Genomic DNA, 26,890 nt, shown 5'->3' with positions numbered 1-26,890 from the left:
GACGGGCGCCATCCTCACCACCGGCGTCGCGCAGCGGGTCTGAGGACTCGGCTTGCCGCGCCTCGGTCGCCGGCGGCCGGGCGTGTTCGGCGATCAGTTGCCGGGCCACTGCACCGGTGCGAACATCTTTCAGTGCGATCACGTATCGCGCCCGGCATTGATGTCCAGCCGCGGGAGACAGGCGGCTGGCAGGTCTTCGCCTGAAGCCCGGGACACTTCGCACGCACCCACAGGCCGCCCGATTCGGCGAAGGAGCAAGCCACGGTGGCAGACCCGCCGCAGACACCCGCGCACAGGGCCGACGGGGAGCCTCTCGAACTGATGCCCGTCGCGTTCGTGCGCCAGGTACGCAAGGACTTCCAGCTCATACAGATGGAGCACGAGTTCGCCGTCGACGAGATACTGACCAAGGTGTCGATCCTGCGCAAGGAATTCCTGCACCTGCACCGGTACAACCCGATCGAGCACGTCGGCTCGCGGACCAAGTCCCCCGCGAGCATCCTGCAGAAGGTCGCACGCCTCGGAATCGACCCCACGCCGGAGGCGATCCGGGCCGGCATCCATGACATCGCCGGCGTGCGCATCACGTGCAGCTTCATCGCCGACACCTACCGGGTGCTGGAGGCGCTCACCTCCCAGACCGACGTGCAGGTGCTCCAGATCAAGGACTACATCGCCCACCCGAAGCCCAACGGCTACAAGAGCCTGCACGCGTTGATCAAGATCCCGGTGTTCCTCAGCACCGGCCCGGTGCCCGTGACCGTCGAGGTGCAGGTACGGACGATCGCCATGGACTTCTGGGCCAGCCTGGAGCACAAGATCTACTACAAGTACGACGGTTCGGTGCCCGCCGACCTCGTCAGCAGCCTCACCGAAGCGGCGCAGCTCGCCGAGCAGCTCGATCGTCGGATGGAGGAGCTGCACACGGCGGTGCGCGGTGCGGAGTCGGAGCGGGCCGAGGACGACACGCTGGGACTGGACGAGCACATGTTGATGTACCTGTGGGACAGCGCTCGCGGAAACACCGACGTCACAGGCCCGCGCGCAAGGGGGGCGGCGGACTGACCAGCGTCGATCGGCGTATGGCCCGGTGAGAGTAGTGGCGGAGGATACGGGATTCGAACGCGCGAGTGGCTGCCCCCCACACGCTTTCACACGTTCTTCCTACCGGTCACCGTGCGTCAGTAGCCCCGGAGCCCGGGCAGTAGCAAGCCGGGCAGGAGCCCCAGCGCGGTCAGGACCGCCAGGACGAGGAGCACCGCGCCGACCGCGGTGCCGAACACCGGGCCCAGGCGCCACAGCTTCTCCACGAAAATGATCACCGACACCGCCGCCATCGCCGCGATGTTCATCGAGCCCAGCGGAATGAGGACGATCATGAGGCCCCAGCAGCAGCCGACGCAGTAGAGGCCGTGGTGGACTCCCACCCGCACGTCCCGGGCCCTCGTCCGGAAGCCGGCGTAGCGCACCAGCTGACCCATGGGGCTGCGGCAGTGGCGTAGGCAGATGTCCTTCAGCGGGCCGACCTGTTGCACGGCGGCGGCGAGGAAGGCAGCAGCCCCGATCCACCGTCCGGCCGGTGGGCGGCCGGACAACAGAGAGTCGACCAGGACGAGAATCCCGTAGGTGACCAGGCCGAACGCCGCCCAGGCGAGCAGGTACCCGGCCACGAACTGGGTGGTCCTGAGTACCCGCGCGGCCCCCGATGACTGTCGGCCGATGGCCCGGGCCCAGGTGATGGCCACCGGTGCCACGGACGGGAACATCATGGCGATCATCATGAGCACCCAGAGCACCAGGAACAGAGGCATGCTCATGCCCATCATCCCCGGGCCCATGTCCGTACCGCCCGTCTGCGCGACCACCAGGATCCAGGCGAGCAGAGCGATCAGCACCATGACGGACCAGGCGGCGGACAGCTGTCGAGCTGGGAGCAGATTGCCGGTCCGCAAGGGTGGAGTCAGCCGTTCCCGGTTGGGGGGCACGGTTCCAGCCCATCACGGACGGTGGCGGGCCGCGCGTCGGCGACGGGGCGGTCCGCGGTCCCTGGCTCGCGACCGCCGTCGGTGAAAGAATGGGAACGGATATTGCATATGCCGAGTGCTGATGTGGAGTTCGGCAACAGCGCCAGTCACTCGGGCATCGTCACCAGGGTGTGCCGAACTTCCCGCACCGCTCGGCGCGGTGTCGCGCAGCAGGTCGTGCGCGTCGTGCGCAAGGAGGCAGCGAGATGTCCGAGACGACGCAGACCATTCCGCAGTGGCACGTGTCCGGCGACTGGTTCGACACGTGCAGGTGCGACATTCCGTGTCCGTGCTCGTTCGCACAGCCGCCGACGGACGGGATATGCGAGGGAGTCCTGGCCTGGCACATCCGTGAGGGTCACTACGGCGATGTCACGCTGGACGGGCTCAACGTGCTGATGCTGGGCTCGTTCGTCGGCAACGTGTGGGCCGAGCACTCCGATGCGTACGCGGCGGTCTTCCTCGACGAAAGTGCCGACGGGGCGCAGCGCGGAGCGCTACAGATGATCTTCAGTGGTGAGGCCGGTAGCTGGCCGGCGGAAATGATCAGCATGCTCGGGGCCGAGATGCGTGGCATGGACTTCGCCCCCATCGAGTTCGAGGCCGATGACGATCTTGGCAAGTGGCGGGCCGCTGTCCCGGGCCGGGTCGAGGCCGGCGCTGTCGCGCTCACCGGGCCGACCACACCCGAGGGCGCGCGCGTGCAGACGACGAACCTTCCCGGATCGGAGACGGGCCCCGGCCAGGTGGCGACCTGGGGCCGCTCGGTGGCGGATCGCGCCGACGCGTTCGACTTCCGGTGGAGCCGCGAGGGCCAGTCCAGCAAGCACATCACCTTCGACTGGACGGGTCCGAACTGACCGAGCGGACGGAGAGCCGAACTGTGCCCACGGGACGTGCCGCCGCCTCGGCTTCCTTCGACGAATTGCCCGGTGAGAGCAAGGGCGGAGGATACGAGATTCATACTCGTGAGGGGTTGCCCCCAACACGCTTTCCAACTGTTCGGCTGGGGGTTCAGGCAGGGTCGTGGGTGTCCTGACCAGCCGGGGAGCGGACTGTTAGCGGCGTCCGGACACAGCTGAACGTAGGTGAATGAGACCAGGACTGAGACCACGAGGTGACGGGTGAGCGGCTCGCGTCGTTCGGCGTGCTGCAGCCCCCAGGGTGAATTCCTACTTGTTTGATAATGTCGGTCCCATGAATGAGATTCCTTACAGCGTCGGCGAGGGGCCGGCCACCAGGGTCAGCCTCTCCCTCCCCGAGGGGACGGCGGAGGCGATCCGCCGACGGGTCGGCAAGCGTGAGTTCTCCGCGTTCATCACCGAAGCGGTGGAGCGCGAACTGCGCGGTCAGATCCTGGATGAGTACCTGGCCGACTACGAACGCCGCCAGGGGCCGATCTCCGAACACGAGCAGGAGCGGGCACGCCGGGTCTTCGACGAGGTGTTCGCGGAGGAGGGGCAGTGGCCCGCCGCAAGCTGAGCCACGAAGGCACCCTGGTTCTCGACTGCGAGGGCCTGTCGAACTTCGTCAGTGATCACGAGCCCGTCGTCGCCCTCATCGCTGAAGCCCGCAAGCGGGGCATGGAGGTGGTCATCAGCGCACTCACCATCATCGAAGCGGTGCATCGCCGGACCGACAAGGCGCGGCTCGCCTGGGTCCTGTCCGGCGTGCGGATCGTGCACATCGGCGACGAGGAGGCCAAGGCCGCCTCAGCCATGCTGATCAACGCCGGGCTGCATGGTCACAAATACGCCATCGACGCTGCCGTGGCCGAGATGGCGCTGCGGCAGCGCCGCCCGGTCGTCATGCTCACCTCGGACATCGACGACATGACGAAGCTCTGCGGCGACAGGGTGCGCCTCGTCGCCGTGTAGTCGACGCGCAGGACCCGAACGCCGGGGATGTGAGGTCGGCCCTACGTCCTTGTCCGAGCATGGCAGGGTCGGTGGCATCCAGGGCCGTGAACGGCTGCGTGGCCGGACGGCTGGTCTTCACGGTGCCGTGGAGCGCAGCAGCCGAGTGTTGGCCTCGTCCGGTGCGAAGCGGGCAGGGGCGAATTCCGTGGCGGACCGAAGCCCGAGCCACTCCAGCATGGCGTGGTGTTCCTCATGCGCCGGGTCGGCGAGGGCCACCTTGAGATCGCTGTAGCCGGGGGCGCCGCCGCAGTCCTCGGGCGGGCACGCCCCGGCACCGTCCGTGCAGTGCGGATAGTGAAGCCCTGCTGAGGCTGTCTGGACCTGCTCCACGGTGATGAGGTGCTCCCAGGAGTCCCCGAAGTCGTACGTGTAGACGAAGTGGGCGCCCGGTTTGAGCAGGCCGGCCAATGTGGCGCTGCGCTCGTCGCGGAATCCGAGGTCGCCGTCGGGGCGGCCGTACCGGACGCCGTCGATGGTGAACGCATGCATGTGGCAGTTCTGCCAGCCCATTGCGTCTTGGATCACGGAGTGAAGCCGGTCCAGGCGGATCGGGGCAGGCACCAGCAGTTGCCGCCAAACCCGGGGGTTGTCCACGTCCGCGAGTTCGACGAGGATCCGCAAGGCCGCGTCGCCGGGCTCGGGCTCGCCACGCATCCGGGCCGTCTCGATGCGGCCGTTCGTCGTCAACTCGGCGCTGCCATAGGTGAGATGGACAGCACCCAGGGAGGCGAGGGCCTTCAGGACCCGTTGGATGTCGTGGTCGTTGGAGGTGCGCAGATGCCGGAGGCGTTCGGGGGACAGGTCGTCGAGCACGTACAGCGGGCTGACCGCCTGCCACACCGCCTCGTACAGGTCACCGAGCGACACCGGGGCAGTGGTCGCGTACAACCGCAGCAGCAACGCCCGCAGACCCCGGTCGTACTCGTGACAGAGCAGGGATTCCAACCAGCCGGAGACCGTCACGGTCGGGCCGATGTGCGGTAGCGCGGCGAACAGCGCGCCACGCAGTTCGTCGGGGCGGTCCAGCAGCTTGGCGTTCTTCTTCACCGGCAGCAGGCGCCCGCCCGCGGTCCGCAACAGTCGTGCCGCCTTGGCCCACTCGACCAGCAGTGTGAGGTGGTACAGCTCCTCGCTGGACTTCGTCTTGAACGTACGGTCCCCGATCACCGGGTCCATCCGGTCGTCGGTGTCCAGAACCTCCACCAGCGCTCGCGCGTCGGCAAGCGTCACACGGCCGGTCTGGGTCAGCTTGCGGCTCGTGCCGACCCAACCGACCAGTGCTCGTACCTGCTCGACGGTCCGGCCCGCTGTCTCACTCATGAGGACCTGCCTGTTCCGGTTCTATGCCGTATCACCTGGACTCAGGATGGCACCGCCGACGGCGCACCCTGTGCTTCGTGTGGGGCAACACGGAAGTGACAGACTGTGACGGTGGCAACGCGCGACGAAGAACTGTTGGCCCGGGTCCGGGAAATGAGGGAGCGCGGCAGCGCGCCGAAGCAGATCGCGAAGGCGCAGGGACTGCGTCCGGCGCAGGCCACCGCACTGGTCAGACGGGTCGCCGAGGCGGCACTGGAGAATGTCGCGCCGGATGAGCGGCCGGTGGTGGGCTGCTGGGTCAACGCGGGCTGGAGCGCGGGACTGGACATGGACGGAGCCCCGGACTGGGCGGCTGCCGACTCACTCGGTCAGGAGCTGGCCCCGGGCACGGGTGGCTTCGCCCAGATTCTCCTGCCCTGCCGGGAGCGTGCCAGCAGGGTGACCGTCACCGGGTTCCTGGCGGACGTCTACTGCCTGGGGGTAAACAACTGCCGTCACCACCCTGCTCGACGACACACGCCGCCGCACCGGCCGACTCCGCGATACAGGGCAGACCCATCTCATCGAGTGCGCGGACGAGGCACTGGCAGCCCTCATCATCAGCGACCGCCGCCTGCGCGCGCTGTGTACCCGAGTCGGCGAGCGCCACCTCGCGGTCGCCCCCGACCGTCTGTCGGCGTTCCGCAAGGCCGCCCTGGCCCTGGGATACCCGCTGGCCTGATGGCACGAGGAGGGCGGCTTCAGGGCATCTCGGGCAGGGGCGCACTCGATGCGTGACCTCTGATCACCGGCAGAGGGGGCGTTTGTCGCCGCACGCCTGAAATATATTGAATGTCGGAAATAAATGAGACCAAAACTTCGACCACCAACGTCGAAGGCCCCCGCAGCGAGCTGCGGGGGCCTTCGACGTATTGCCCGGTGAGAGCAATGGCGGAGGATACGAGATTCGAACTCGTGAGGGGTTGCCCCCAACACGCTTTCCAACTGTGCGCGTGGCGGTTCAGAGGCGTCCGCAGAGGTTCAAACGGCAGATCAGGCGGGGTGCGCGTACGAGGGTGAACGGCGGCAACCGTCAACGCACTGGACAAGAACCAGGACAACGAGCGGCTTGCACGTGAGGTGAGTCGGCAGCTTCCCAGTCTCACCACGTCCAACACGCCGCTTAGATCCTGACCTCCGCTGATGTTCGTCGCGTGACCCCGATGACGTCTCATCGTCCGGGCTTCGGCCACTGCTGAAGTTCTGCCGGCTCATTCCGTGATGAAGCGATGCGCAGCCAGGCCGAGACTCGCCGTACCCATGAACCCTGCACCGCTGGCTCCGACTACCGCAGGTCCTGCGGCCCCGGCGATCTGAAAGAGCACACCGGCGGCACCGGCTCCAACCACGCTGGCCAGAAGAATGATCGCCAGCCAGACGCCCTTCTGTGAAGGGTTGTTCCCGTTCATCTGTTCTCCTCCCCCTCGGCCCTTCTGGGCCGTGAGACCTCGTTTGCCAACGCCTCCCCTGGCGGGCACTCCAAAGTTGGCAGAGGTAAAACCGCAGGTCAAACGGCATAGTGAGCGTTACTGAAGGAGACTCGGTGCAGCCCTGATGTACCAGATAAGAGTCTGTGGAGTAGCAGAACGACCTTTAAGCAGAAGTACCTGTTCGTTCTGAGGGGAAGGTAAGAGGATGGACCCCCTGAACCCCTGGTACCCCTGGGACCCCTGTACCCCCCGTTTCTCCTTCAGGAAGGTCGATGACTTTGCCTAACCCCCTCTACCCCTCTGCAGTCAGGAAGCTCGAGAGGGCGGCCGACCGGGCTGCGCGGCGCGGGAAGGTCCCATTTCCACCCACGTTTGTCAGGTCCCAAATCGACGGAGTACAACCTCCCCTTGCCCAACTCATTCAGGGAGGCCGGGGAGGAGAAGTCCGCCTCAAGCTTTATCTATGCATCACGATGATGGCGACGGCCAAACCGTACGACCTTCGACAGCCACCGGCTCCGCACGCATGGGCACGTATGCTCGCTTTGCCACCCGATACAGGGCCAAGGCGGGTTAATAGCAATCTCAAGTGGTTGAGTCAAAACGGCTTCATTGAATTGGAGCCTAAACGTGGCAATACCCCAGCCATCAAATTGGTTTCCACCGACCAACCGGGAGGTGCGTATGTCCGCGCGAGTACCCAGGGGCGATACGTGGGCATCCCCATCGACTTCTGGCGAAACGGATGGATCCTCCATCTGAGTGCAACTGGAATCGCGCTGCTCTTTGCACTGATGGAGGCCCTGGGGGGCTACAAGAAACCGCGTTACGTCACCAAAAAGCGGCGCGATTCCTATGGTCTTTCTCACAACACATGGACCGGGGCGACGAAAGAGCTTCAGCATCACGGGTTCCTGATGGTCAAGCGGACTCCACAAGGGAGCGATTTCGACTATCGCAGGTTGCGAAATTCATATTGGGTAGACGAAGGCAGGTTTCTAGACCCACCGGGTTCCGTCCTTCCTCCGGGGTCCACAGTTCTCCAGGGCCCTAGCTGAGATGTACTACTTTTTCCCCGCACGGGATGAGAAGAGTAATGCGACATCGGAGGCACGCTTGATCCGCACCCGCCTACTGCCTCGGGCGTATCGTGGTTCGCCGCTCAGCAACCCAAGTTGTCAAGCGAGCGGCCGACGTCCGGGCTGGAGCGGGGCACAGAGCAGCAGCGCAGGTTGGCCGTGCGGTTACTGCTCCGGGCTTCACCAAGTGGCGATGGTCGCTGAATAATGCTCTGCGATCGCCTCACGATCCACCGGGGCATCCTCCGAGATGTGCAGAGGAGCTCCTTCCAGGGTGCTGTACAGAGTGTGGCCGGCCAGGCTCGGTGCGACGTACACGGCCAGGCCGGGCGTGATGGTGAGCAGGCCGCTGTCGAAGAGTCGGTGGATGTCCGAGCGCAGCATCAGTCCTTCTTCGACGCGGTGCCGCTCCGTGTTGGCGAATGGGCGGAGATGCGCTGCTTCCAGGACCTCTGCTGGCGCCGCGCCTGTGATGGCGCAGATGAACCCGTATTCACGGATCAAGGCCCTGCGGAAAGCGTCCTGCCCTCGTCGAGCCGCGGCTGTCGTTCGCCGGCGACCTCCCGGCAGCTCGAATGGATGAGGCCTATCGGCACCTGAGGTTCGCCGTTGCCTGGGGAGCCGGACACCTCTCGAAGACACCGCCTTCAGAGTTCGCTCCCTATCCATGGCCTTGATGGACTGCTGGTCGGACTTGCTCAAGCTGAGCTCCGCCAACCGCGTCTTGTCCAGGCAGCCTTCGAGAGGTTGCCAAGTTCCTCCGTAGTGAGCCCTGTAGCCCGTGACCCGCAGCATCTCGACTGTCGGCTCGTCGAACGTGGTGGTGCAGGGACTACACCGGAATCGGGGCCGCTCGGTGGTGCGCTCCTTGAAGCCCGTGCTGCCGCATTGAGGGCACCGACTACGCAGCTTCTCCAGGCCTGGCAGCACTTCCAATGCTTCTACGAAACCGACGCCAAGGGCTTCACGCCCGCTCCGTACGACCACCAGGTCCCCGACGGCTACGCGGAGATGGTTCCCCACGGTCGAGTCGTAGCTGTAGGACTCCTCCACGACGTCTTCGTAGCCCGTGTTCCCCTGGAACTGCCGGTCCTCGCCCGCGATAAGGAAGGACCAAGCCCTGCCACCAGCCCCGGTTGCCAAGATCTCCACCCCAGTCATGGGGGGGAGCATACGAGCGCCCACCGACACCCAGGGTTGCTACCCAAGATCTGCGCGGTAGTTCTTGCGCTCTCACTCCAGGGGCTGTGCGTCCAGCAGTCGCCGCACGGCGTCGTGCCCTGCGTCTGTGAGCCGCAGGCCGACGATGCCGATCGACCCGTCTGCCACGGAACCCCATGTAGGGGGACGGTCTACGACCACGGCCAGCCCATCCCGGGTCAGATTGCCGAACGCCCAGTCGACCCCTCGGGGAATGGCGATCTCTTCACGGGCCGTGTCATCGGCGAACCACTGAAGAGCCTGAAGTTCCAAAGGGCCGTACCTACCTGAGAGCAGACCCAGGTTCGCCTTGTACTGGCGCATCGATCTTCCGTCGATGTCACCGCGATCAAAGCGCGCGTGACAGGTTGGGCACAACGCGATCAAGTTCTCAAAGGTGTGCTCCAAGACTTGGGCATAGGGGCGGATGTGCGCAAGCTCCACGGGAGTAGCCCGACAAGTTGGGATTGCGCAACGGTGGCCGGCTTCGACGCGCACTTGGCGCTGCATCGGCTGTGGGATTGCCGGACGTCCGCGAGGCATGAAGGACACCGTAGACAAGGCGGCATCGGTTGTCTGGGCTTTGACCTTGCACCCACCGCCGGAACCCCTAGGGCGAGTGGGTAGCCCCGGGCCACTAGGCCGACGCCCATCTGATCCGTAGGCGGGTGCGCACACTGATCATCTGGCATCCCCGAATCGCCCTGGCCTGTTGACGAAGATGCACCTGTACCCCGAGGTGCGTCTATGCGCACTGACGTTGTGCCAGGAAGAGGGTAGGCACGCGAACGAGCCGCCCGAGGAAGGGCTGGCGGGTCCGAACTCGATCCCCCGTCTCTCCATGAAGCGGATCATGAACCGAGCGCGCGAACTTCGCCGTTCGCAAGCGGTCGCTGGTCCCCTCGTGGTGGGATTATCGCTGGCCGTTACGGCGAGGGCCCAGTGACGCACGAGTGCCTGGATGGTGCATCGATGAGCGAACCGACCGCAGAAGACCTTGACAAGGAACAGTTGGAGCAGTTGCATGCGGCAACTCTTAAAGCATCTGAAGCCTGCCTGGAACTGAAAAAGCTATGCGCCGTAGTCCTTGTCCCAGTCGGAACCATTATCACCGCATTTGGCGACAAGAAACCTGGGCCTTCGCTATTCGTGGCCGGATTTCTCGTGATTATTGCATTCTGGATAGCAGATAGCTTCAGTTATTACTACCAGAGGAAGCTCCGGGGTTTGATGATTCCAATTTGGCGGCGCCGCGCAGCACGATGCACAGAGGAATACCTATTCATCCCCTCATCTGGGGGTGTCGGACCCGTGCGGGCCGCACTCAACGCCTCCATGGCGTATTATTTCATTCTTGGCCTGCTGTTCGGAGTGGCAGCATGGGCATACATGGCCGGCCTGCTCAGCGGATAGGACCCCTCCAGTTGCGCTATTTTGTTAGCTATGCAAGGCAGGATAATTCAACCGAGAGGCTGCAAAAAATTGCAGCGATCATTCCCGATGCCACCCAGATCTATATTGACGACCTAGAACTCCACACTCCTGACGTAGACCGCGTACAGGCCGTCACTGACGCACTTATGCGCGCTGATGTCTTTCTCGCCGTGCAGTCCACCCATTACCTAAGAACCGAGTGGACTCGGTGGGAGATGGAAACCGCCCTGCAAGGGAGCGCTGAGGTCCGCGCTCTGCTGCAGGACTGGGGGTTCGCGCACCAGGGTGCTCCGAACTGGCCATGGCCTGCAGGTCGGGCAGACGAGGGCATCGTCGCCGCTCGTTAAGCCGTCCACGTCGGCTCGGGGCCGTCCATGCTGACCGCTAGCAAGGCTAGGACCTCTCCCTAGTGCCCCTATTTGGCCGACGCGAGTCGACTCGTGAATCCCTTGGAACACAGGCGCTCATAGGCCGCAACAACAGAGTCCGGCACCTCTTGCCTGATCATGAACCCTTGCTCCGGGTAGATCAGCAGACGCTGTTGGGCTCCCACGAGCATGCCGAGCACTAGATGTGGATCCTTCATGGAGTCGACGTACTCCGAGAGCGTCATGGGCGCCGAAGCGCTGACGATCTCGACTCCCGGCCAGAGCCTGCGCGCTGTCGCGTAGGCCCGTCGCTCCTCGTACGGCTTGCTCACGAGCAGTACGGATGTCACTTCGATGCCACGCTCTGCGAGTAGTTCGCGTGCGAAGTTGATGTTCTCGCCCGTGTTCCGCGCTTTCGGCTCAATGAGGATCGCCGAGGCGGGAACGCCCAGTTCCAACGCACGCTCCCGATAGTGCTCCGCTTCCCCCCGAGGCATCCGGTCGCGTGTCGTCCGGCTGGTCGCCCCCGTGAAGAGGATCAGCGGGAACATGCCGCGTTGATACAGGTCCACGGTCGCGTCAGCCACACCCAAGTCATGGCTGCCGAGACCGATGCCGACCGAACAGGGCTGCGGTTCGTGGTGCATCTGCTGAAAGTCCCAGAGCAGCTGAGCGTCAGACCACGTCTGCACAGAGATCATTGGGTGGCCCCTTCTGCCGAGTCGGGAACCTTGAAGTCGTAGGCCCAGGCGAACCGGCTCGCCGCGTGAATGCCAATGGCGAACTCCACCACGGTCCCGTCAGCCGTGTACGTGGTGCGGTGGAGCTCTACGACCCACTCGCCCGGCGTTAGCTGGAGTAGTGCGGCCTCTTCTGACACTGCGGCCCGCGCGAACAGTTCCTCCCGCATGTGGTCAATCTCGTACCCCGCGTCGTAGAGCACGCGGTATCCGCCACCCTTGCCGGCCGGGCCAGGCGTCGGGTCGACAAGCCGCGTCCCCTCGACGTGCTCCGGACGGTAGTAGCTGGTCAGGGTGTGCGTCGGCTGGTCCCCTTCCTTCACGAGGCGTGCGCGCGCGTACACCTCGGAGCCTTCCGGAAGACCGTGTGCAGCGGCCACGAGTGGCGTGGCCGACACCCGACTCACGTTCTGCGTCTGCTCGCCGCGCTTGTGCGCACGCCCAGAAGCCACGCGGTCGGCGATGAACGCGACCTCGTCCCCGTCGCGCCATTTGGCTTTGTCATACCGAGCGATGCCGAGCCGCTTGAGCGGCTCCCGCTTCCGCACGACAGTGCCGTGACCTCGGGAGGAAGTCACCAGGCCTTCGGCCTCCAGCGCCTTATAGGCCGCGTGAACCGTGGACTTCGACCCCTCACCAGCCTCGACCAGGTCCCGGATATGCGGAAGCTGCCGACCAGGGGGCAGCTCACCACTCTTGATCTGCTCGGCCAGCTTGTCGGCCAGTTCCCGCCACTTGGGTGCCACGCGCACTCCTCTCAACGGCTCCAGTGAAACACAGTCCCAGGACTGTTGACAGTCCTGGGACTGTGCGCCATTGTCATTCCAGGCGCACCGCAGTCCCAGGACAGCGAGTGTCTGGGCCCTCCTTTGGGCTGCTTGCACAGCACCACCAGAGCGCCCGGAGGGTCCCGGAAACGGGAGTGAGCCCAAAGGAAGCCCTGTTCCTTGAGAACTGAACAGCGTGCCAAGTACGAACGACAGGCATCCGCGACAAGCCGCAGGCCCTGCCGCACGAGCAGCAAGCACCTTCCTCCCCGGCCCTTCAAGGTCAGCGGGACCCGTCCGTGCGGTGAGACAAGGGCAGAGATCGCAAACACGCCAATTCCAGCTTCACCCGCAGACGGCGTGCGGCCCCGGTGGTGAGACACCGGGGCCGCTGTTGTTGGGCCGTCCCACTGCTAGGAGAAAACGACCCATGAAGACCATCGCTGCACTTCAGACCCTTGTTACGGCCGAGTCGCTCGACATCGAGCCGTCGGCCGCTGAGCTGGACGCGGTCGAGCAGGAGATGCCGCTCATCCTGGCGGAAGTCGAGCTGCTCGACGCGCAAATCATGACCATCGACCGCCCGGCGAGCGAGCTGGACGAGCGGCGGATCCGGCGGGCCGGCCGCAAGGTGCTGGCCGCTCGCCGCGTGCTGGCGAACCAGGCCACGGCGCAGGTTCCGGGGGTGGGGGCATGAGCACCCTCACCCCTGCGCAGGCGCTCACCGCCGCTCACGCGGAGGTGAAGGCCGAGATCGCCCGGACGGACACCAAGACCGGTCTGCTGCTCGCCTTCGTCGGCGCGCTCCTGGCCGGTGCCTGGACCGTCGCCAAGGACGCACCCCTGAACCTCCCCGCCATCCTGGTCGGCGGTCTGGGGATGGGGTTGCTGGTCGCGGCGGCTGGTCTGCTGCTGCGGTCGGTGCGCCCGAACCTGAACGGCCGGCACGGCTTCGTCCTGTGGGCCACGCTCACCGCCGAGGAGATCCCCACCACCCTGTCCGGTGACCTGAGCGTGGCCGTGGCGGGTCTCTCCCGGCTGGCGGTCACCAAGTTCACCGGCCTGCGCCGCGCCGTCGACCTGACCTGCGCGGGTGGCGCCCTGCTCGTCCTCGCCGCTCTCCTCACCCTCGGGGGTGCGTCGTGATGGTGCTGCCGCAGGCACGTATGGCCACCGGGGCGTCCGGCACATGGGTGTTGTACGTCCTGACCGACGCCCCGTGCATGGAGTGGCCGATGCACGACTTCGGCCGCGTGACCCCCATGCCCACCGTGCAAGAGCGCGTACGAGCGCTGACTGCTCTGGGCTACTCCGTCGCGGACGGGCCCGAGTGGGAGTGGAACGCCACGCGCAACTCCCCGACCCCCAAACATCTGTGGGCCGCCACCCCGGTCCGACCGATCACCCCGGCCGTCATCGGAGGTAGCGCTGCATGAACGCCAAGACCGTTCTGCCCGCCGTCGGCATGACAGCGGTGTCCATGGTCCTGACGCTGGCCGTGGTGGTGATGTGGCTGGGCGCGGCGATGCCGTGGCCGGTCGCCGTGGTTGTCGGTCTGGGGATCGACGGCGGGTGGCTTGCCACTCTCGCCTACGAACGCCGCCTCGCCGCACAAGGCGACCACAGCACCCCGGTCACCGTTGTCGGCTGGTCCTTCGGCCTCATCGCGACCGGCGTCCTGGTCGCCCACGCGCTCACCGAGGAATCGGCCGGCGCGTGGCTGGCCGTCGCCTGGCTGCCGATCGCGGCCAAGGCCCTGTGGCTGGTCCACGGGCTGTGGGAGCGGACCGCGCTCACCGGTGAGGCGCTGGATGCGATCCAGGGCATTCAGCAGGAAGCCCGCGACGAAGCCGCCGTGGCCCGCGCCCGACTGCGGGCCGAAGCGTCCACGGAGGAGACGCGGTTGACGGCCGTGACGCAGGCCGGTGCCCGCGTCGCACACGTCCAAGCCCGCACCGCTGACACCCTCTCGAAGGCCTGGTCGACGCTGGAGTCGGCGCGGGAGGGTGAGGACACCGGACGGGCGCTGACCAGCGTGACGACCCGCGTCACGCCCGGCGTCACACCCCGCTGGGAACTCCCCGTCTGGGGCCCCACGGAGCCGGTCTCCGCGTTCGCGCTGGAGTCGGCCGGCGCCCTCACCGATGACGCCTTGGACACGCTCGTGGACAAGATCCGGCACAGCGAAACCCCGGCCCTGTCCTACCGCGAGATGGCGTCACGCTTCCGGACCGCCGGTCACTCCGCATCCGAAGTTCGGCTGCGGGCCGCGTGGAAGCGCGTGGCCGCGTGATGGCCACGCTCCCCGTCTACCGGTGGCGCCTGGCCCCGGACGGCTACGCCACCCGCCGCCAGCTCCGCACCCTCGGGCTTCGGCCCGGCGGCCAGGACGTGGCCGCCCAGCTCGAACGGCCCCGCCAACGGCGCGGCCCGCTGGTCGCCTACCTCTACCGCGTCGACCGGGCCAAGCCCGTACGGCCCATGACGCCCGCCCGCATGGCCGCTCTCGAAGCCGCTATGCGGGCCCGGCGGACCTGCCCCAACTGCCGACGTGATGCCGGGTACTGCATCCCGCGCTCCCTCGGCATGTGCGTGCCCTGCTCAGACCTTGAATCCGCCGCCTGACCTGCGGCAAGAGACGGAGTTGCAGTGAAGCTGACCGTCAGCACACACAAGCTCTTCGGCTACGGATCCACCCTGCGCACCGCCAAGCGCCTGACCGAAGAAGCCGTACGGCTCGTGGACAGGGCGGTTGCTGGCCGTATGCCGGACGTGAAGGTCGTTCTCACCGGAGAGCGAAACCTGGCCGAGGTGACCACGGCAGCCGAGTGGGAGACCGCCGGATGCACCGACAAGCGGGTCCAGTCCCGTGCGCTGCGGGACGCGAAGCGGTACGCCCGGGAAATCGCCGGGCGGTCCATCCCGCTCGCCGACGGCGGGGTCTTGGTCGTCATCAACGTCGACCAGCACCCCAACGAAGCCACGTTCGCCATCACCCTCGTGCACGAACTGGTCCACGCCATGCAGACCAGCCGCAAGGGCGTCCGTGACCGCCTCATCGCCGGTCTGCGGCACGACCTCGGTGTCGAGCGCCTGTCAGGCCGGCAGAGCCGTGAGATCGACCGGCAGCTGGAAGCCGACGAGAAAGAGGCTTACGGCTCCGAGTACCTCGCCGGTCGCCTCGTCCCCGCCGCCGCAGCCTGACCCGCCACCAATCCCCACCCACTTCCTTGCCCCAAGGTTGGGGCAGTCAGGAGTCGTTCCGTCATGAGCGACAACGTCGTTCCCCTCTTCGAAAAGACCACCCCCGCCCCCATGGAGGCTGCTCCGGCCGAGACTGCTGCTGTAGCAACTGCGGCCCCTGTGCCCCTGTGGGTGCGATCGGCACGCGGTATCCGCACGGTGACCACCCACGAGCACACCAAGACCGCATGCCGGGCCACTGCCCGCCACGGCCTCTACGTCCTCGGCGGAACCAGGATCGTCGCCCGCCGCACGTGGGAGGGCCGCACCGCCTCCCGCTATGAGCGCATGCTGCGTGCGGCGGAAGCCGCGGGGAACATGGAGGCCGCCACCGAGTGGGAGGAGCGCGGCCAGCGCTTCCGCCAGGAACGCCACCGCCGCCGCATGGACCTGCTCACCGCACCCATGGACGCGGCCAAAGGCATCGCCGCCGGACTCGGCATCGGGGCCGGTGGTCTCTTGCTCCTCGGCATCATGCTCGCCGTCGCCAACAAGGACTGGACCGACATCGGCGCACCCACCATGGCGCTCATCGAGCTGGTCCGCTGGATCGTCTTCATCATCACCGTGACCTGGGGCCCCCTGGTCACGATCGGCCCGTGGGCTGTCCTGCTTGGCCTGTGGGCCGTGGGCAAGAACCAGCAGGCAGCACCCCAGTGGGCACTCCCGGCGAATGCGCGCTCGGGTCAGGGTGAGCCGATCACCCCGTCCATCGTCGTGCTCGCCCTGCGGAACCTCGGGGTTGCTCCGCTGCGGAACGCCATCAAGGAGATGGGCGACGCCGGCGCCTCGATGCTGGGCCCGATCCGCATCGCTGGATGCGGGGTCGAAGTGGACGTGACCCTGCCGTCCGGTGTCTCCACGGACGAGGTGCAGAAGCGGCGGCGCAAGCTCGCCGAGAACCTCAGCAGGCACGAGCACGAAGTGTTCATCACGATTGCGGAAGCGGCCCGAACGGTCCGGCTCTGGGTCGCGGACAGTGGCGCGCTGGACGAGCCGATCGGCCCGTCTCCGCTGGTCACCGACCCGGACAGTAAGGCCGACTACAAGAGCGGCAAGGCGCCGTGGGGCCAGGACCTGCGCGGCGACGCCGCCACCCTGGGCCTCTATCAGCGCCACCTTCTCATCACCGGCCTGTCCAACCAGGGCAAGACCGCAGCACTCCGGTCCCTGGCCCTGTGGCTGGCCCTGGACCGCACGGTGGAGTTCCGGATCGCGGACCTCAAGGGCATCGGGGACTGGGGCATGTTCGATGGCCTGGCCACCGTGCTCATCCAGGGGCCGACCGATGACCACGTCGTCCAGGCCACCGAGATGGTGGAGGGCCTGGTCGCGGAGATGGAGCGCCGTCTCCAGGCTCCGCCCGGAACGAAGTTCACGCCGCTCATCGGGATCGTGGACGAGGCGCAGCTCGCGTTCATGTGCCCGGTCGTCGACAGCGAGAAGCGCCCCTACGGCGGGTCCAAGGCCACCTCCCGGTACTTCATGGCGGTGCGCAAGGTCCACAACCAGGGCCGTGCGGCCGACGTGATCCTCTGGGAAGGCACGCAGGACCCGACGGACCAGAACCTGCCCAAGCTGGTCCGTGAGGGCGCCCACACCCGCGCATCTCTCGTGCTCGGTACGGAGTCGCAGGCCAGGATGGCGCTGGGAGACAAGGCCATCGACGGCGGTGCGGCGCCGCACCTGCTGCGGCAGGGCCTGGACAAGGGAACCCTCGTCGTCGCGTCCGACGGCATCGCGATCCCGGCCGGCCAGGCATCCATCACCGTCCGCACCCACTACATCGACGACGACCAGGCCCTGGAGATCGCCAACCGGGCCCGCGCCCTGCGCGACGGAGTCACCACCCTCCACGTCATGGAGCAGGGCGAGGTGCGCGACCCGCTCACGGACATCGCGGCCGTCATCGGTGACACGAACCGGGTCCTGACCCAGGACGTGCTGCAGCGCCTCGCGGTGCTCTCCGAGGACGCCTACGGGAGCTGGACGCACGCCGACCTGAAGCGGGTCCTCGATGGCACGGCGGCCGAGCCGTACAAGTCGGCCGGCCGGATGGTCGTCGGCCGTGAGCGCATCGCCCGCGCGCTCGCGAACCGGGACACCAACGGTTCCGCTTCCGCTTCCTGATCACAGGGAGCCACCCCGGGGCGGGTCAGGGAGGGAGGGAGAACTCCCTGAGCGCCTCCCTGACCCGCCTCCCTGGACCTGACCTGCACAAAGTGATGTTCAGGGAGTCGGGGAGTCACCCCAGCTCAACACCCCCGCACCCCCTCATAGCGCCTCCCGAGGGGGGTGTTTCCGCCTCCCTGATGTAGCAGAGGAAGGGATTCCGCATGTTTCCCGAGAACACCAGCCACCGGCCCGCCGCGCAGGCCGTGACCGTCCACCAGCCCACCCCGATCGCGCCCTACCCGGCCGCTCCGGTCGTCCCGGTGCAGCACGGTGGCGTGCCGTCGGTGACTTCGATCGTGCTGCCGGACGGGCGGGTCATCACCGGCTACGCCATCGACCACACCCGGCCCGAGCCGGTCACGGCCAAGCCGGTCGTCTCCCGCGCGGCGGTGAACATCGCGCTCGGTGGGATCGGGTTCGCCGCCGTCTGCGGCGGCCTGGTCCTGCTCACCACGTTCATCGCCGCACTCGCCGCCCTGGTCCAGCAGCTCATCATCCTGGCCGCCGTCATCTTCGGCGGCTTCATCGCCCTCCAGGTCCTCACCGCCGGCCGCGAGCACGGGCCCACGACGGTGAACATCCGCAAGGCCGTCATCAAGCGCAACCACTTCCACAGCTAGCTACGCCGAGAGCGGCCCCTGTCTCACGCCAATGATCCGGGGCCGCTCTCGTCCAGCAATCCTCATCAGAGAACTGGAGACATCCAGCATGACTCAACCTGTCCCGATCCGGCGAGCACCCGGCCACCAACCCCGCTTACTGGACCTCTTCTGCTGCGCCGGCGGCGCGGCCATGGGCTATCACCGTGCCGGGTTCGAGGTGACCGGCGTGGACATCGCCGACCGCCCGAACTACCCCTTCACCTTCCACCGGGCCGATGCGCTCGAATACCTCGCCGCCCTCATCGCGTCCGGCGAGATCGAGCAGTACGCGGCCGTGCACACCTCCCCGCCCTGCCAGGCCGGATGCGCCCTGACCGTGGGCACCAACGCCTCACGCGGCTGGGGCCGTAAGCACGTCCAGCTCATCCCCGAACTCCGCACCCTGCTCGACGCGTCCGGCCTGCCCTACGTCATCGAGCAGCCCAACGGAAAAGCCCCCGCACGGCGCGACGTGTGGCTGTGCGGAGAGATGTTCCACCTCGGTGTCCTGCGCCACCGAAACTTCGAGCTCGGCGGCTGGAGCATGCCACAGCCCGAACACCCCAAGCACCGCGGCTACGTGCGCGGCTACCGCCACGGCGTCTACCGCGACGGCCCTTACGTCGCCCCGTACGGCGCCGGCGGCGGCAAAGCCACCGTGCCGGAGATGCAGACCTCGATGGGCATCACGTGGACCGACGTCCGCGAAGAACTCACCGAAGCCATCCCCCCGGCGTTCTCGGAACACATCGGCCGTGCCCTGCTCACCGCCGCCCGACCGTCGGGGGTGGCTGCGTGAATGCCCGCGTCCTGCCCCTGCGCAAGCCCAACGGATTACGGCTCCTGGACGCCTGCTGCGGAGCCGGTGGCCTGTCCATGGGCTACTACCTCGCCGGATACGACATCGTCGGCGTCGACACCAACCCGATGCCGAACTACCCCTTCGAGTTCGTCCAAGCCGACGCCGTCGACTACGTCGCCGAACACGGCTCCAGGTTCGACCTCATCCACGGGTCTTGGCCCTGCCAGTACTTCGCCCGCGTCACCGCCTGGCGCGGCAACCGGCAGGACCACGAAAACCTCATCCCGGCCGGCCGCCAGGCCATGCAGTCCACCGGCCGCCCCTGGGTCATCGAGAACGTCCCCGAAGCGTCCTGGTGCGGCGCCCTGCGCCCCGACTACCTGTTGTGCGGGTCGCAGTTCGGCCTCAACGTCCGCCGCCACCGCGCCTTCGAAACGTCCTGGGGCGGCGGCGGGGACCTGCTCCCGCCCTGCTGGCACCACAGGGGCCTGCTGGCCTTCGAGCACAAAGGCGAGCGCGCCTACGCCGACGCCATGGGCTGCACCTGGATGAACAAGACCGAAGCCCGCCAGGCCGTGCCCCCCGCGTACACCCAATGGATCGGCCAGCAGTTCCTCACCTACGAGAAGGAGGCCGCAGCATGAACCCCCTCCTGACCACCGCCCTCACCCTGGCCACACGAAACGTCCCGGTCCTGCCGCTGCGAGTTGGGAAGCTCCCGTTCGGGAACTGCCCTGCCTGCCGGGACAACGCCTGTGGCGGCCGGCCGACCATGAAGACGGCTGGGCCCTGCCAGTGCCCCCGCCCCTGCCACGCCTGGGCCGCAGCCACCACCGACCCCGCCACCCTCACCGGGCCCGCTTGGGCGTCGGCCTGGAGGCAGACCGCTGCGGTGGCCTACCACCCCGGCGGCACTGGCCTCACCGTCGTCGACCTCGACCACGCCGATGCCATCACCTGGGCCCGCCAGACGCTCCCCGTAACCCGCACCGTGCTCACAACGCGCGGCGAACACTGGATCTACCAGGGAGCGATGCAGTCCGCGAACGCCGTCTGGCCTGGCGTCGACATCAAATCCACGATGTCCTACGCCCGATGGCTCGGGCCCGGCACCGGCACCATGACCGCCCTACCCGACGTCGTGCGGGCCTTGGTCGTCAAGAAGCCGTCACCGGTCCGGCCCGTCACCGCCCCCATGCCCGCCGGGGGCGGGGGGTGCCGTCACCGCACACCCGTCTATCTGGAGCGGGGCATCGCGATGGCTGAGGAGCGGATCGCCGAGGCGGCCGGCGGGGTGCACGCGACCGTGTACTGCACGTTCCTCGCTGTGCTGTCCGCCCACGGCCGGTGCGGGTGCCTCACCGAGGCCCACGCGGCGCGGCTGTTCGCCGCCGCCCAGGCCAGGGGCGAGAGCGCCCGGCACTGCTCGGATGCGTGGTCCAACGCCTCTGCTGCATTGGGGATGTGACATGGCCGAGGACGAGAAGACTCCGGCGCGTGAGGTCATCACCGAGTACGCGCAGTCGCACTTTCGGTATTTCCGCACCACGGAGGGCACCGTCTACGCCCAGCGGCTCGGCCACCCCGTGGCCCGCCCGATCCGCTCCCAGGGCACCACGGGCAGCCACCGGCAGGAACTCATGGTCGACCTCTTCAACGACGGGGTCGGCGTCTTCAACGGGACGTCCCTCAAGGAGGCGTTGGACTTGATCGAAGCACTCGCGCTGAGTCAGGACGTGCAGCCCACACATATCCGGGTGGCCCCTGGGTTCGACGGGGCGACATGGCTGGACCTGGGGCGCGACGACGGGCTGTCCGTCCGCATCCACCCCAACGGTTGGGAGATCAAGGTTCCGGACCCGCGTGAAGTGTGCTGGCGGCGCACCCAGCTCACCGGAGAACTCCCGATGCCCGCACGGGACACCGAGGGCAAGGGCATCGACCAGCTGTTGCGGCTGACGAACTTCGCCACCGCCGACACCGAGAGCCTGGCCCTGGCCTGGCTCATCGGCTGCCTCGGCCCCTCTGTCCCCGTCCCGGCCCCGTTCCTCACCGGCCCGCAGGGCGCGGGGAAGTCCACGGCCGGCCGGATGCTCGTGCGGATCATCGAGGGTATGACCGGCGACCTGCGCCGGGCGCCGAAGGATGAAGAGAACCTGATCACGGCCGTCGCCGCAGGATGGGTCACCGCGCTGGACAACCTCTCGCACCTGGCCCCGGACCTGTCCGACCTCATGTGCTGCATCGTCACCGGTGCCGAGAGCATCAAGCGGGCCCTGTTCAGTGACGGAGATGTCGTCCGTTCCCGCTACCGCCGCCCGCTCCTGCTGACCGGGATCGACGTCGGCGTCATCCGCCCCGACCTTGCCGAACGCCTTCTGCCGCTGCGTCTGCAACGCCCGAGGGTGCGTCGGACCGAAGCGGAGCTGTGGCGGGAGTTCGAAGCGGCACTGCCCGTGATTCTCGGCTCTGTCCTCGACCTGGCGGTCAAGGTCCGGGCTGCTGAGGCGGACATTCCGAGTGATCTGCGGATGGCGGACTTCGCGCACCTGTGCGCGCAGTTCGACACGGCCACCAGCCTGCGGGCGCTCCCCGCTTACCGCGGCAGCCTGGACGAGCTGAACGACGACGTCATCGAAGGGGATCTTCTCGCGCAGACCGTCCTGAAGCACGCCGCTGGCCTCGACCCGGGAACCGAGACGCGGATGACGTCCTCGGAGTGGCTGCACCTCCTCAGCGGCCTCTACAGCGGCGACGACTGCCGTCCGCTGCCCAAAGGGTGGCCCACAACCGGGAAAGTCCTCTCCGACCGCCTCAAGCGTCTACAGCCGACCCTCGCCGCCCGGGGCGTCCTCGTCGACTGGGGCCGCACCAAAGCAGGCCGGTACATCGAAATGACCCGACGCCCGGCCCTGCCGCCCCACGAGCAACAGTCGCTCTGACCCGCGCCAGAGACCGGGGCTACGGACAAGCAAGAGGAGCACGACGCGCCATGGCAGCGGGTGCTCCTCTTGCTGTTCGGCGGAACGCCGCCCGGTGGTCGCGCCGCGAAGCGGCTCCCCACTTCACGCCCTGAGCAGCACCACACCACAACAGACACCCCCTCTCTTTTTTCTTAAGAAAGGGAAGGCTGCGTCACCCGCGTCACCACAAGGCCCGAAACAGCCCCTGAACTGCTGCGATCGAGGTGACGCAGGACGGCTTCGGCTGCGTCACCCCGCGTCACCTGCGTCACCCCATGACGCACGCCTGCGTCACCGATGACGCACCCACGAACCGCTGCGTCATCACATAACCGCAGGTCAGGCGTCACGAGTGACGCGGATGACGCGATGACGCAGAAATCACAGCCTCGGACACATCACGCGCTACCTCACCACCAAGGAGCGAACCCGTGCACCAGGTCCATGCAGCCGCATCCCAGGCGGCGGACGACTCGACGCTGATCCTGCTCACCGTGGAGGAGGCCGCCCGCCGCCTCCGCGTCGGTCGGACCACCTGCTTCGCCCTGATCCGCTCGGGCGCTCTGGAATCGCTGACGATCGGCACCCTCCGCCGCATCCCCGCCGACGCCCCGGCCGCGTACCTCGCACGCCGCCGAGCCGAGCAACACGCCGCCTGAACCACCTCACACACGGGACGCCGCCCCGCCGGGCGGCGTCCCGTGCTCACACCTGCACTCGAAGGAGACCGCCCGTGGCGGACAACAAGCGCACTCGCCGGGCAAACGGCGAAACAGCCGTCTACTTCGGCAAGGACGGCCGTTGGCACGCCCGGGTGCCGATGGGCTACAAGGACAACGGCGAGCCCTACCGCAGGCACATCACCCGACCGACCGAGATCGCCCTGTCCGCAGAGGTCAAGCGACTGGAGAAGCAGCGCGACCAGGGAACTGCACAGCAGCCCGGCAAGCTGTGGACGGTTGAGAAGTGGCTGTGGCACTGGGTCGAGAACATCGCCAAGGACGTCGTCAGCGAGAACACCTACGACGGGTACGAAGTAGCAGTTCGCGTGCACCTCGTACCCGGCATCGGCAAGCACCGTATCGACCGCCTGGAGCCAGAACACCTGGAGAGCCTGTACCGCCGGATGCAGAAGAACGGCAGCAAGGCAGCCACCGCCCACCAGGCCCACCGCACGGCCCGGACCGCCCTCGGTGAGGCGGTCCGCCGTGGCCACGCCGCGAAGAACGCCGCCGCCCTGGCCAAGCCACCACGGGTGGAAGAGCCGGAAGAGGAGATCGAGCCCTACTCAGTTGAGGAGGTGCAGAGACTGCTGATCGAGGTGAACAACCGCCGTAACAGCGCCCGTTGGATGCTGGCGTTGGCCCTCGGCCTGCGACAGGGGGAGACGCTGGGCCTGCGATGGGTCGACGTGGACCTGGGCCACGAGTACCTGAAGCTGCGCCGGAACCGGCTGCGCCCCAAGTACGACCACGGGTGCAAGGAGGCAGCCCCCTGCGGCCGTAAGGCCGGTTACTGCCCAGACCGCAAGCAGGTACGGCGCGAGACGAAGAACACCAAGTCCCGCGCCGGCCGCCGAGCGGTCCCCTTGCCGGGCCCCCTGGTCGTGATGCTGCGAAAGCACAGGGAGGTCCAGGCCCGGGAGCGCAAGACCGCCGGCAGCCTGTGGAACGAGTCGGACTACGTGTTCACGAAGCCGCTCGGTGGACCGCTCAGCCCCAACACGGACTACCACGACTGGAAGAAGTTGCTGGAGGACGCCGGGGTGCGTGACGCGCGGCTGCACGACGCCCGTCACACCGCTGCCACCGTCCTCATGCTGCTCGGCATCCCGGACCGCGTGATCGACCAGATCATGGGCTGGGAGGCAGGCACGTCCTCACGGATGCGCGCACGGTACCTGCACGTGCCCGACGCCATGCTGAAGGAGGTGGCACAGAAGCTCGCGGACGCCATCTGGGGCCCCGCACCGAGCGCCCCTGTGGACAAAGACCAGAACAACGAGGGCTGAGGAACGTCGAAGGGCCCCACCGCAAGCGGTGGGGCCCTTCGACGTATTGCCCGGTGAGAGCAATGGCGGAGGATACGAGATTCGAACTCGTGAGGGGTTGCCCCCAACACGCTTTCCAAGCGTGCGCCCTAGGCCACTAGGCGAATCCTCCGCCGCAAACAATACAAGACGTTGGAGGGTGCTCGCGAACACGTTCCCCGAAGATCGTTCCGGGCCCTCCTTCGGGAGGGGTGGAGGCGGGAGCGGGTGGACGGCAGGGGGCGGGGATCGGCTAAGGTGGGCGTCAGCCCCTCACGTGGCGCTATCTGACTGAACTCCCCCAGGGCCGGAAGGCAGCAAGGGTAGGTTGGCTCTGGCGGGTGCGTGGGGGGCCCTTGCGTACCCGGGGTGTGATGTTCCGCCGGGTGCGCGGTCCCGGGCGGGGGCCGGTTGTCGGTCCGCCCCGATAACCTCGTACGTGTGTCGTCCCTTGCGCTGTACCGCCGCTATCGCCCCGAGTCCTTCGCCGAGGTCATCGGTCAGGAGCATGTCACTGACCCCCTGCAGCAGGCCCTGCGGAACAACCGGGTCAATCACGCGTACCTGTTCAGCGGGCCGCGTGGCTGCGGGAAGACGACCAGTGCGCGCATCCTCGCACGCTGTCTGAACTGCGAGCAGGGGCCCACGCCCACTCCGTGCGGGGAGTGCCAGTCCTGCCGGGACCTCGCGCGCAACGGGCCGGGGTCGATCGACGTCATCGAGATCGACGCCGCGTCGCACGGTGGTGTGGACGATGCCCGTGACCTGCGGGAGAAGGCCTTCTTCGGGCCCGCCTCGAGCCGGTACAAGATCTACATCATCGACGAGGCGCACATGGTCACCCCGGCAGGGTTCAACGCCCTGCTGAAGGTGGTCGAGGAGCCGCCGGAGCATCTCAAGTTCATCTTCGCGACCACCGAGCCAGAGAAGGTCATCGGCACGATCCGGTCGCGTACGCACCACTACCCCTTCCGGCTGGTGCCGCCCGGGACGCTGCGCGGTTATCTCGCGGAGGTGTGCGGCAAGGAGAACAGCTTCGTCGAGGACGGCGTGCTGCCGCTCGTGGTGCGGGCCGGTGCGGGATCCGTGCGTGACTCGATGTCCGTCATGGACCAGCTGCTGGCCTCCGCCGCCGACGACGGTGTGACATACGCCATGGCGACCTCGCTCCTCGGCTACACGGACGGGTCCCTGCTGGACTCCGTCGTGGACGCCTTCGCGGCCGGGGACGGGGCCGCTGCCTTCGAGGTCGTGGACCAGGTGATCGAGGGCGGCAACGACCCCCGGCGCTTCGTCGCGGACCTGCTGGAGCGGCTGCGCGACCTGGTGATTCTGGCCGCCGTGCCGGACGCCGGGGACAAGGGGCTCATCGACGCGCCCGCCGACGTGGTGGAGCGGATGCAGGCCCAGGCGGCCGTCTTCGGCGCCGCTGAGCTGAGCCGCGCCGCCGACCTGGTGAACGAGGGGCTCACCGAGATGCGCGGGGCGACTTCGCCCCGGCTCCAGGTGGAGCTGATCTGCGCCCGGGTGCTGCTGCCCGCCGCCTTCGACGACGAGCGTTCGCTCCAGGCCCGGCTGGACCGGCTGGAGCGCGGCGCGTCCTTCGCCGCGGCCGGGCCCGGCCCCGCCCTGGGATACGTACCGGGGCCGGAAGCCCACAGCGCGGGCGTGGGGATGCCCGCCGGAGGCGGTCCCGCGGCGGCTCGTGCGGCGGTCCGGGGCGAGGCCCCGGGCGGTCTCCCCGCCGACGTACCGCGAGCCGCACCTCTGGCCGCTGAGGCCGCGGCACCACCGGCCGTTCAGCAGCCCCGGCCCGCGGTACCGCAGGAGCAGGCGCCGCCCGCCCGGCAGCCCGCGCCCCAGCAGCCGGCGGCCCCGGCGCCCGCCGGTCAGCGCCCCGGTGCCTGGCCCGCGGCGGCCGGAGCCGGCCCCGGCGCGGGTGGTGCGGAAGCGGCGCGCAGGCCCGGCGGCTGGCCGACCGCCTCCGCGCCCGGAGGAGGCGTACCGCAGGCTCAGACGCCCGCTCCGGCCCCTGCCCCGTCCGCTCCGGCCCCCGCGGCGCAGGCTCCCGCGCCCGGCGGTCAGGACATGGCCCAGGGCGCTGCCCAGGTGCGGAACATGTGGCCAAACATCCTCGAGGCCGTGAAGAACCGCCGCCGGTTCACCTGGATCCTGCTCAGCCAGAACGCACAGGTCACCGGATTCGACGGCAGCACCCTGCAGCTCGGCTTTCTCAACGCCGGTGCACGCGACACCTTCTCCAGCAGCGGCAGCGAAGAGGTGCTCAAGCAGGCCCTGGCCGAGCAGTTCAACGCCAAGTGGCGGGTCGACGCGGTCGTCGATCCGTCGGGCGGCGGCGGTCAGCCCCCGCAGACCGGCGGTGGAGGGGGAGGCGGCGGCAGGCCTCCGGCCGCCCCGTACCAGCCCCCGCCCGCACCGCCGGCCCCGTCGTACGAGCCCCGGCCGGCCGCCCCCGCCCAGCAGACCCCGCCGCCCGCTCAGCCGGCCCCGACGCAGCAGTCCGGGCGACCCGAGCAGTCCGCGTACGACCGTGCTGCCCCCGAACCGCCGCGGGCGGTGGCGCCCGAGGACGACACCGCCGAGGCGGACGATCCCGACCTGGTCGACTCGGCGCTCTCCGGGCACGACCTGATCGTCCGCGAGCTGGGCGCCACGGTCGTCGAGGAGTTCACCAACGAGTAGGGGCTCCCGGCCCA

28 protein-coding genes, 1 tRNA gene and 1 other RNA gene are annotated in these 26,890 nt (G+C 67.8%); 22 read left to right on the top strand and 8 right to left on the bottom strand.

Annotated features, from left to right (window positions below; genetic code table 11):
- The first annotated feature begins 264 nt into the window (after positions 1-264).
- Positions 265-1,065 (top strand): GTP pyrophosphokinase family protein, encoded by an 801-nt coding sequence (locus tag ACFYSH_RS09925; RefSeq protein WP_359464020.1) that lies wholly within the window; start codon positions 265-267, stop codon positions 1,063-1,065.
- Between the two features lie 116 nt (positions 1,066-1,181).
- Here ACFYSH_RS09925 and ACFYSH_RS09920 read toward each other — a convergent pair whose 3' ends face one another.
- Positions 1,182-1,985 (bottom strand): DUF2182 domain-containing protein, encoded by an 804-nt coding sequence (locus ACFYSH_RS09920; protein ID WP_359464022.1) that lies wholly within the window; start codon positions 1,983-1,985, stop codon positions 1,182-1,184.
- A gap of 245 nt (positions 1,986-2,230) precedes the next feature.
- On the opposite strand from ACFYSH_RS09920, the gene ACFYSH_RS09915 reads away from it, so the two are divergent.
- The 3 genes from ACFYSH_RS09915 to ACFYSH_RS09905 all read left to right on the top strand — a co-directional run bounded on the left by ACFYSH_RS09915 (position 2,231) and on the right by ACFYSH_RS09905 (position 3,901).
- A complete protein-coding gene (locus ACFYSH_RS09915; protein WP_359464025.1) occupies positions 2,231-2,884 on the top strand; it encodes a DUF1326 domain-containing protein in 654 nt (217 codons plus the stop codon).
- A 337-nt stretch (positions 2,885-3,221) separates the two neighbouring features.
- Positions 3,222-3,506, top strand: a complete 285-nt coding sequence (locus ACFYSH_RS09910) for a hypothetical protein (protein ID WP_359464027.1) — start codon at positions 3,222-3,224, stop codon at positions 3,504-3,506.
- Positions 3,488-3,901 (top strand): DNA-binding protein, encoded by a 414-nt coding sequence (locus ACFYSH_RS09905; protein WP_359464029.1) that lies wholly within the window; start codon positions 3,488-3,490, stop codon positions 3,899-3,901. Before ACFYSH_RS09910 ends, ACFYSH_RS09905 begins: the two co-directional genes overlap by 19 nt.
- A 117-nt stretch (positions 3,902-4,018) precedes the next feature.
- Here ACFYSH_RS09905 and ACFYSH_RS09900 read toward each other — a convergent pair whose 3' ends face one another.
- The 4 genes from ACFYSH_RS09900 to ACFYSH_RS09885 form a co-directional block, all read right to left on the bottom strand.
- Entirely contained in the window at positions 4,019-5,263 is a 1,245-nt protein-coding gene (locus ACFYSH_RS09900; protein WP_359464032.1) for a plasmid pRiA4b ORF-3 family protein, read from the bottom strand.
- 1,250 nt (positions 5,264-6,513) lie between these two features.
- Positions 6,514-6,711 (bottom strand): hypothetical protein, encoded by a 198-nt coding sequence (locus ACFYSH_RS09895; RefSeq protein WP_201106372.1) that lies wholly within the window; start codon positions 6,709-6,711, stop codon positions 6,514-6,516.
- A 1,280-nt stretch (positions 6,712-7,991) separates the two neighbouring features.
- A complete protein-coding gene (locus tag ACFYSH_RS09890; protein ID WP_359464035.1) occupies positions 7,992-8,972 on the bottom strand; it encodes an HNH endonuclease in 981 nt (326 codons plus the stop codon).
- A gap of 72 nt (positions 8,973-9,044) precedes the next feature.
- A complete protein-coding gene (locus tag ACFYSH_RS09885) occupies positions 9,045-9,521 on the bottom strand; it encodes an HNH endonuclease (protein WP_388751725.1) in 477 nt (158 codons plus the stop codon).
- Between the two features lie 462 nt (positions 9,522-9,983).
- On the opposite strand from ACFYSH_RS09885, the gene ACFYSH_RS09880 reads away from it, so the two are divergent.
- Together ACFYSH_RS09880 and ACFYSH_RS09875 are read left to right on the top strand one after the other, a co-directional pair.
- Positions 9,984-10,424: a hypothetical protein gene (locus ACFYSH_RS09880; RefSeq protein WP_359464041.1), complete on the top strand. Its 441-nt coding sequence runs from the start codon at positions 9,984-9,986 to the stop codon at positions 10,422-10,424.
- Positions 10,391-10,792 (top strand): toll/interleukin-1 receptor domain-containing protein, encoded by a 402-nt coding sequence (locus tag ACFYSH_RS09875; RefSeq protein ID WP_359464043.1) that lies wholly within the window; start codon positions 10,391-10,393, stop codon positions 10,790-10,792. The genes ACFYSH_RS09880 and ACFYSH_RS09875 overlap by 34 nt, the downstream gene beginning before the upstream one ends.
- Before the next feature lie 68 nt (positions 10,793-10,860).
- On the opposite strand, the gene ACFYSH_RS09870 is transcribed toward ACFYSH_RS09875, so the two are convergent.
- Together ACFYSH_RS09870 and ACFYSH_RS09865 are read right to left on the bottom strand one after the other, a co-directional pair.
- Positions 10,861-11,514: a YdcF family protein gene (locus ACFYSH_RS09870; protein ID WP_359464046.1), complete on the bottom strand. Its 654-nt coding sequence runs from the start codon at positions 11,512-11,514 to the stop codon at positions 10,861-10,863.
- On the bottom strand, positions 11,511-12,299 hold the full coding sequence (locus tag ACFYSH_RS09865) for a GntR family transcriptional regulator (RefSeq protein WP_359464048.1): 789 nt from the start codon (positions 12,297-12,299) through the stop codon (positions 11,511-11,513). Before ACFYSH_RS09865 ends, ACFYSH_RS09870 begins: the two co-directional genes overlap by 4 nt.
- Positions 12,300-12,750: 451 nt before the next feature.
- Here ACFYSH_RS09865 and ACFYSH_RS09860 point away from each other — a divergent pair, with 451 nt between their 5' ends.
- From ACFYSH_RS09860 to ACFYSH_RS09795, 14 genes are all read left to right on the top strand, one after another.
- The gene (locus ACFYSH_RS09860) at positions 12,751-13,017 is read left to right on the top strand and encodes a DUF6284 family protein (protein WP_359464049.1); all 267 of its coding nucleotides are present in this window, start codon (positions 12,751-12,753) and stop codon (positions 13,015-13,017) included.
- Positions 13,014-13,466, top strand: a complete 453-nt coding sequence (locus ACFYSH_RS09855) for a Pycsar system effector family protein (RefSeq protein ID WP_359464051.1) — start codon at positions 13,014-13,016, stop codon at positions 13,464-13,466. The genes ACFYSH_RS09860 and ACFYSH_RS09855 overlap by 4 nt, the downstream gene beginning before the upstream one ends.
- Positions 13,466-13,756 carry a DUF6303 family protein gene (locus ACFYSH_RS09850; protein WP_359464054.1) on the top strand — a complete coding sequence of 97 codons (291 nt, stop codon included), beginning with the start codon at positions 13,466-13,468 and terminating at the stop codon, positions 13,754-13,756. The genes ACFYSH_RS09855 and ACFYSH_RS09850 overlap by 1 nt, the downstream gene beginning before the upstream one ends.
- Positions 13,753-14,613, top strand: a complete 861-nt coding sequence (locus ACFYSH_RS09845; RefSeq protein WP_359464057.1) for a protein spdB — start codon at positions 13,753-13,755, stop codon at positions 14,611-14,613. Before ACFYSH_RS09850 ends, ACFYSH_RS09845 begins: the two co-directional genes overlap by 4 nt.
- Entirely contained in the window at positions 14,613-14,945 is a 333-nt protein-coding gene (locus ACFYSH_RS09840) for an RRQRL motif-containing zinc-binding protein (RefSeq protein WP_359464060.1), read from the top strand. Before ACFYSH_RS09845 ends, ACFYSH_RS09840 begins: the two co-directional genes overlap by 1 nt.
- Before the next feature lie 24 nt (positions 14,946-14,969).
- Complete coding sequence (locus ACFYSH_RS09835; protein ID WP_359464062.1) at positions 14,970-15,524, top strand: hypothetical protein; 555 nt, start codon at positions 14,970-14,972, stop codon at positions 15,522-15,524.
- A 63-nt stretch (positions 15,525-15,587) separates the two neighbouring features.
- On the top strand, positions 15,588-17,693 hold the full coding sequence (locus ACFYSH_RS09830) for an FtsK/SpoIIIE domain-containing protein (protein ID WP_359464065.1): 2,106 nt from the start codon (positions 15,588-15,590) through the stop codon (positions 17,691-17,693).
- A 206-nt stretch (positions 17,694-17,899) separates the two neighbouring features.
- Positions 17,900-18,358 carry a hypothetical protein gene (locus ACFYSH_RS09825; RefSeq protein ID WP_359464067.1) on the top strand — a complete coding sequence of 153 codons (459 nt, stop codon included), beginning with the start codon at positions 17,900-17,902 and terminating at the stop codon, positions 18,356-18,358.
- An 88-nt stretch (positions 18,359-18,446) separates the two neighbouring features.
- A complete protein-coding gene (locus tag ACFYSH_RS09820) occupies positions 18,447-19,178 on the top strand; it encodes a DNA methylase (protein WP_359464069.1) in 732 nt (243 codons plus the stop codon).
- The gene (locus ACFYSH_RS09815; RefSeq protein ID WP_359464071.1) at positions 19,175-19,825 is read left to right on the top strand and encodes a DNA cytosine methyltransferase; all 651 of its coding nucleotides are present in this window, start codon (positions 19,175-19,177) and stop codon (positions 19,823-19,825) included. The genes ACFYSH_RS09820 and ACFYSH_RS09815 overlap by 4 nt, the downstream gene beginning before the upstream one ends.
- Positions 19,822-20,649, top strand: coding sequence for a bifunctional DNA primase/polymerase (locus ACFYSH_RS09810; protein ID WP_359464073.1), 828 nt, complete (start codon positions 19,822-19,824; stop codon positions 20,647-20,649). The genes ACFYSH_RS09815 and ACFYSH_RS09810 overlap by 4 nt, the downstream gene beginning before the upstream one ends.
- 1 nt (position 20,650) lies before the next feature.
- Positions 20,651-22,123: an ATP-binding protein gene (locus tag ACFYSH_RS09805; RefSeq protein WP_359464076.1), complete on the top strand. Its 1,473-nt coding sequence runs from the start codon at positions 20,651-20,653 to the stop codon at positions 22,121-22,123.
- Between the two features lie 452 nt (positions 22,124-22,575).
- Entirely contained in the window at positions 22,576-22,803 is a 228-nt protein-coding gene (locus ACFYSH_RS09800; protein WP_359464080.1) for a helix-turn-helix domain-containing protein, read from the top strand.
- A 74-nt stretch (positions 22,804-22,877) separates the two neighbouring features.
- The gene (locus tag ACFYSH_RS09795) at positions 22,878-24,155 is read left to right on the top strand and encodes a tyrosine-type recombinase/integrase (protein ID WP_359464083.1); all 1,278 of its coding nucleotides are present in this window, start codon (positions 22,878-22,880) and stop codon (positions 24,153-24,155) included.
- Between the two features lie 63 nt (positions 24,156-24,218).
- Here the strand turns inward: ACFYSH_RS09795 and ACFYSH_RS09790 are convergent.
- Positions 24,219-24,306: transfer RNA gene (locus tag ACFYSH_RS09790), tRNA-Ser, on the bottom strand.
- Positions 24,307-24,437: 131 nt separating this feature from the next.
- On the opposite strand from ACFYSH_RS09790, the gene ffs reads away from it, so the two are divergent.
- An RNA gene (gene ffs, locus ACFYSH_RS09785) (signal recognition particle sRNA small type) lies at positions 24,438-24,534 on the top strand.
- A gap of 80 nt (positions 24,535-24,614) precedes the next feature.
- Positions 24,615-26,876, top strand: a complete 2,262-nt coding sequence (locus ACFYSH_RS09780) for a DNA polymerase III subunit gamma and tau (RefSeq protein WP_388751718.1) — start codon at positions 24,615-24,617, stop codon at positions 26,874-26,876.
- Positions 26,877-26,890 lie beyond the last annotated feature (14 nt).

It is taken from the genome of Streptomyces sp. NPDC005791 (genome assembly GCF_042871485.1).
Taxonomy (GTDB): Bacteria; Actinomycetota; Actinomycetes; order Streptomycetales; family Streptomycetaceae; genus Streptomyces.
Note: the sequence above shows the minus strand (reverse complement) of the source record. Positions and strands in the feature narration are given on the sequence as shown.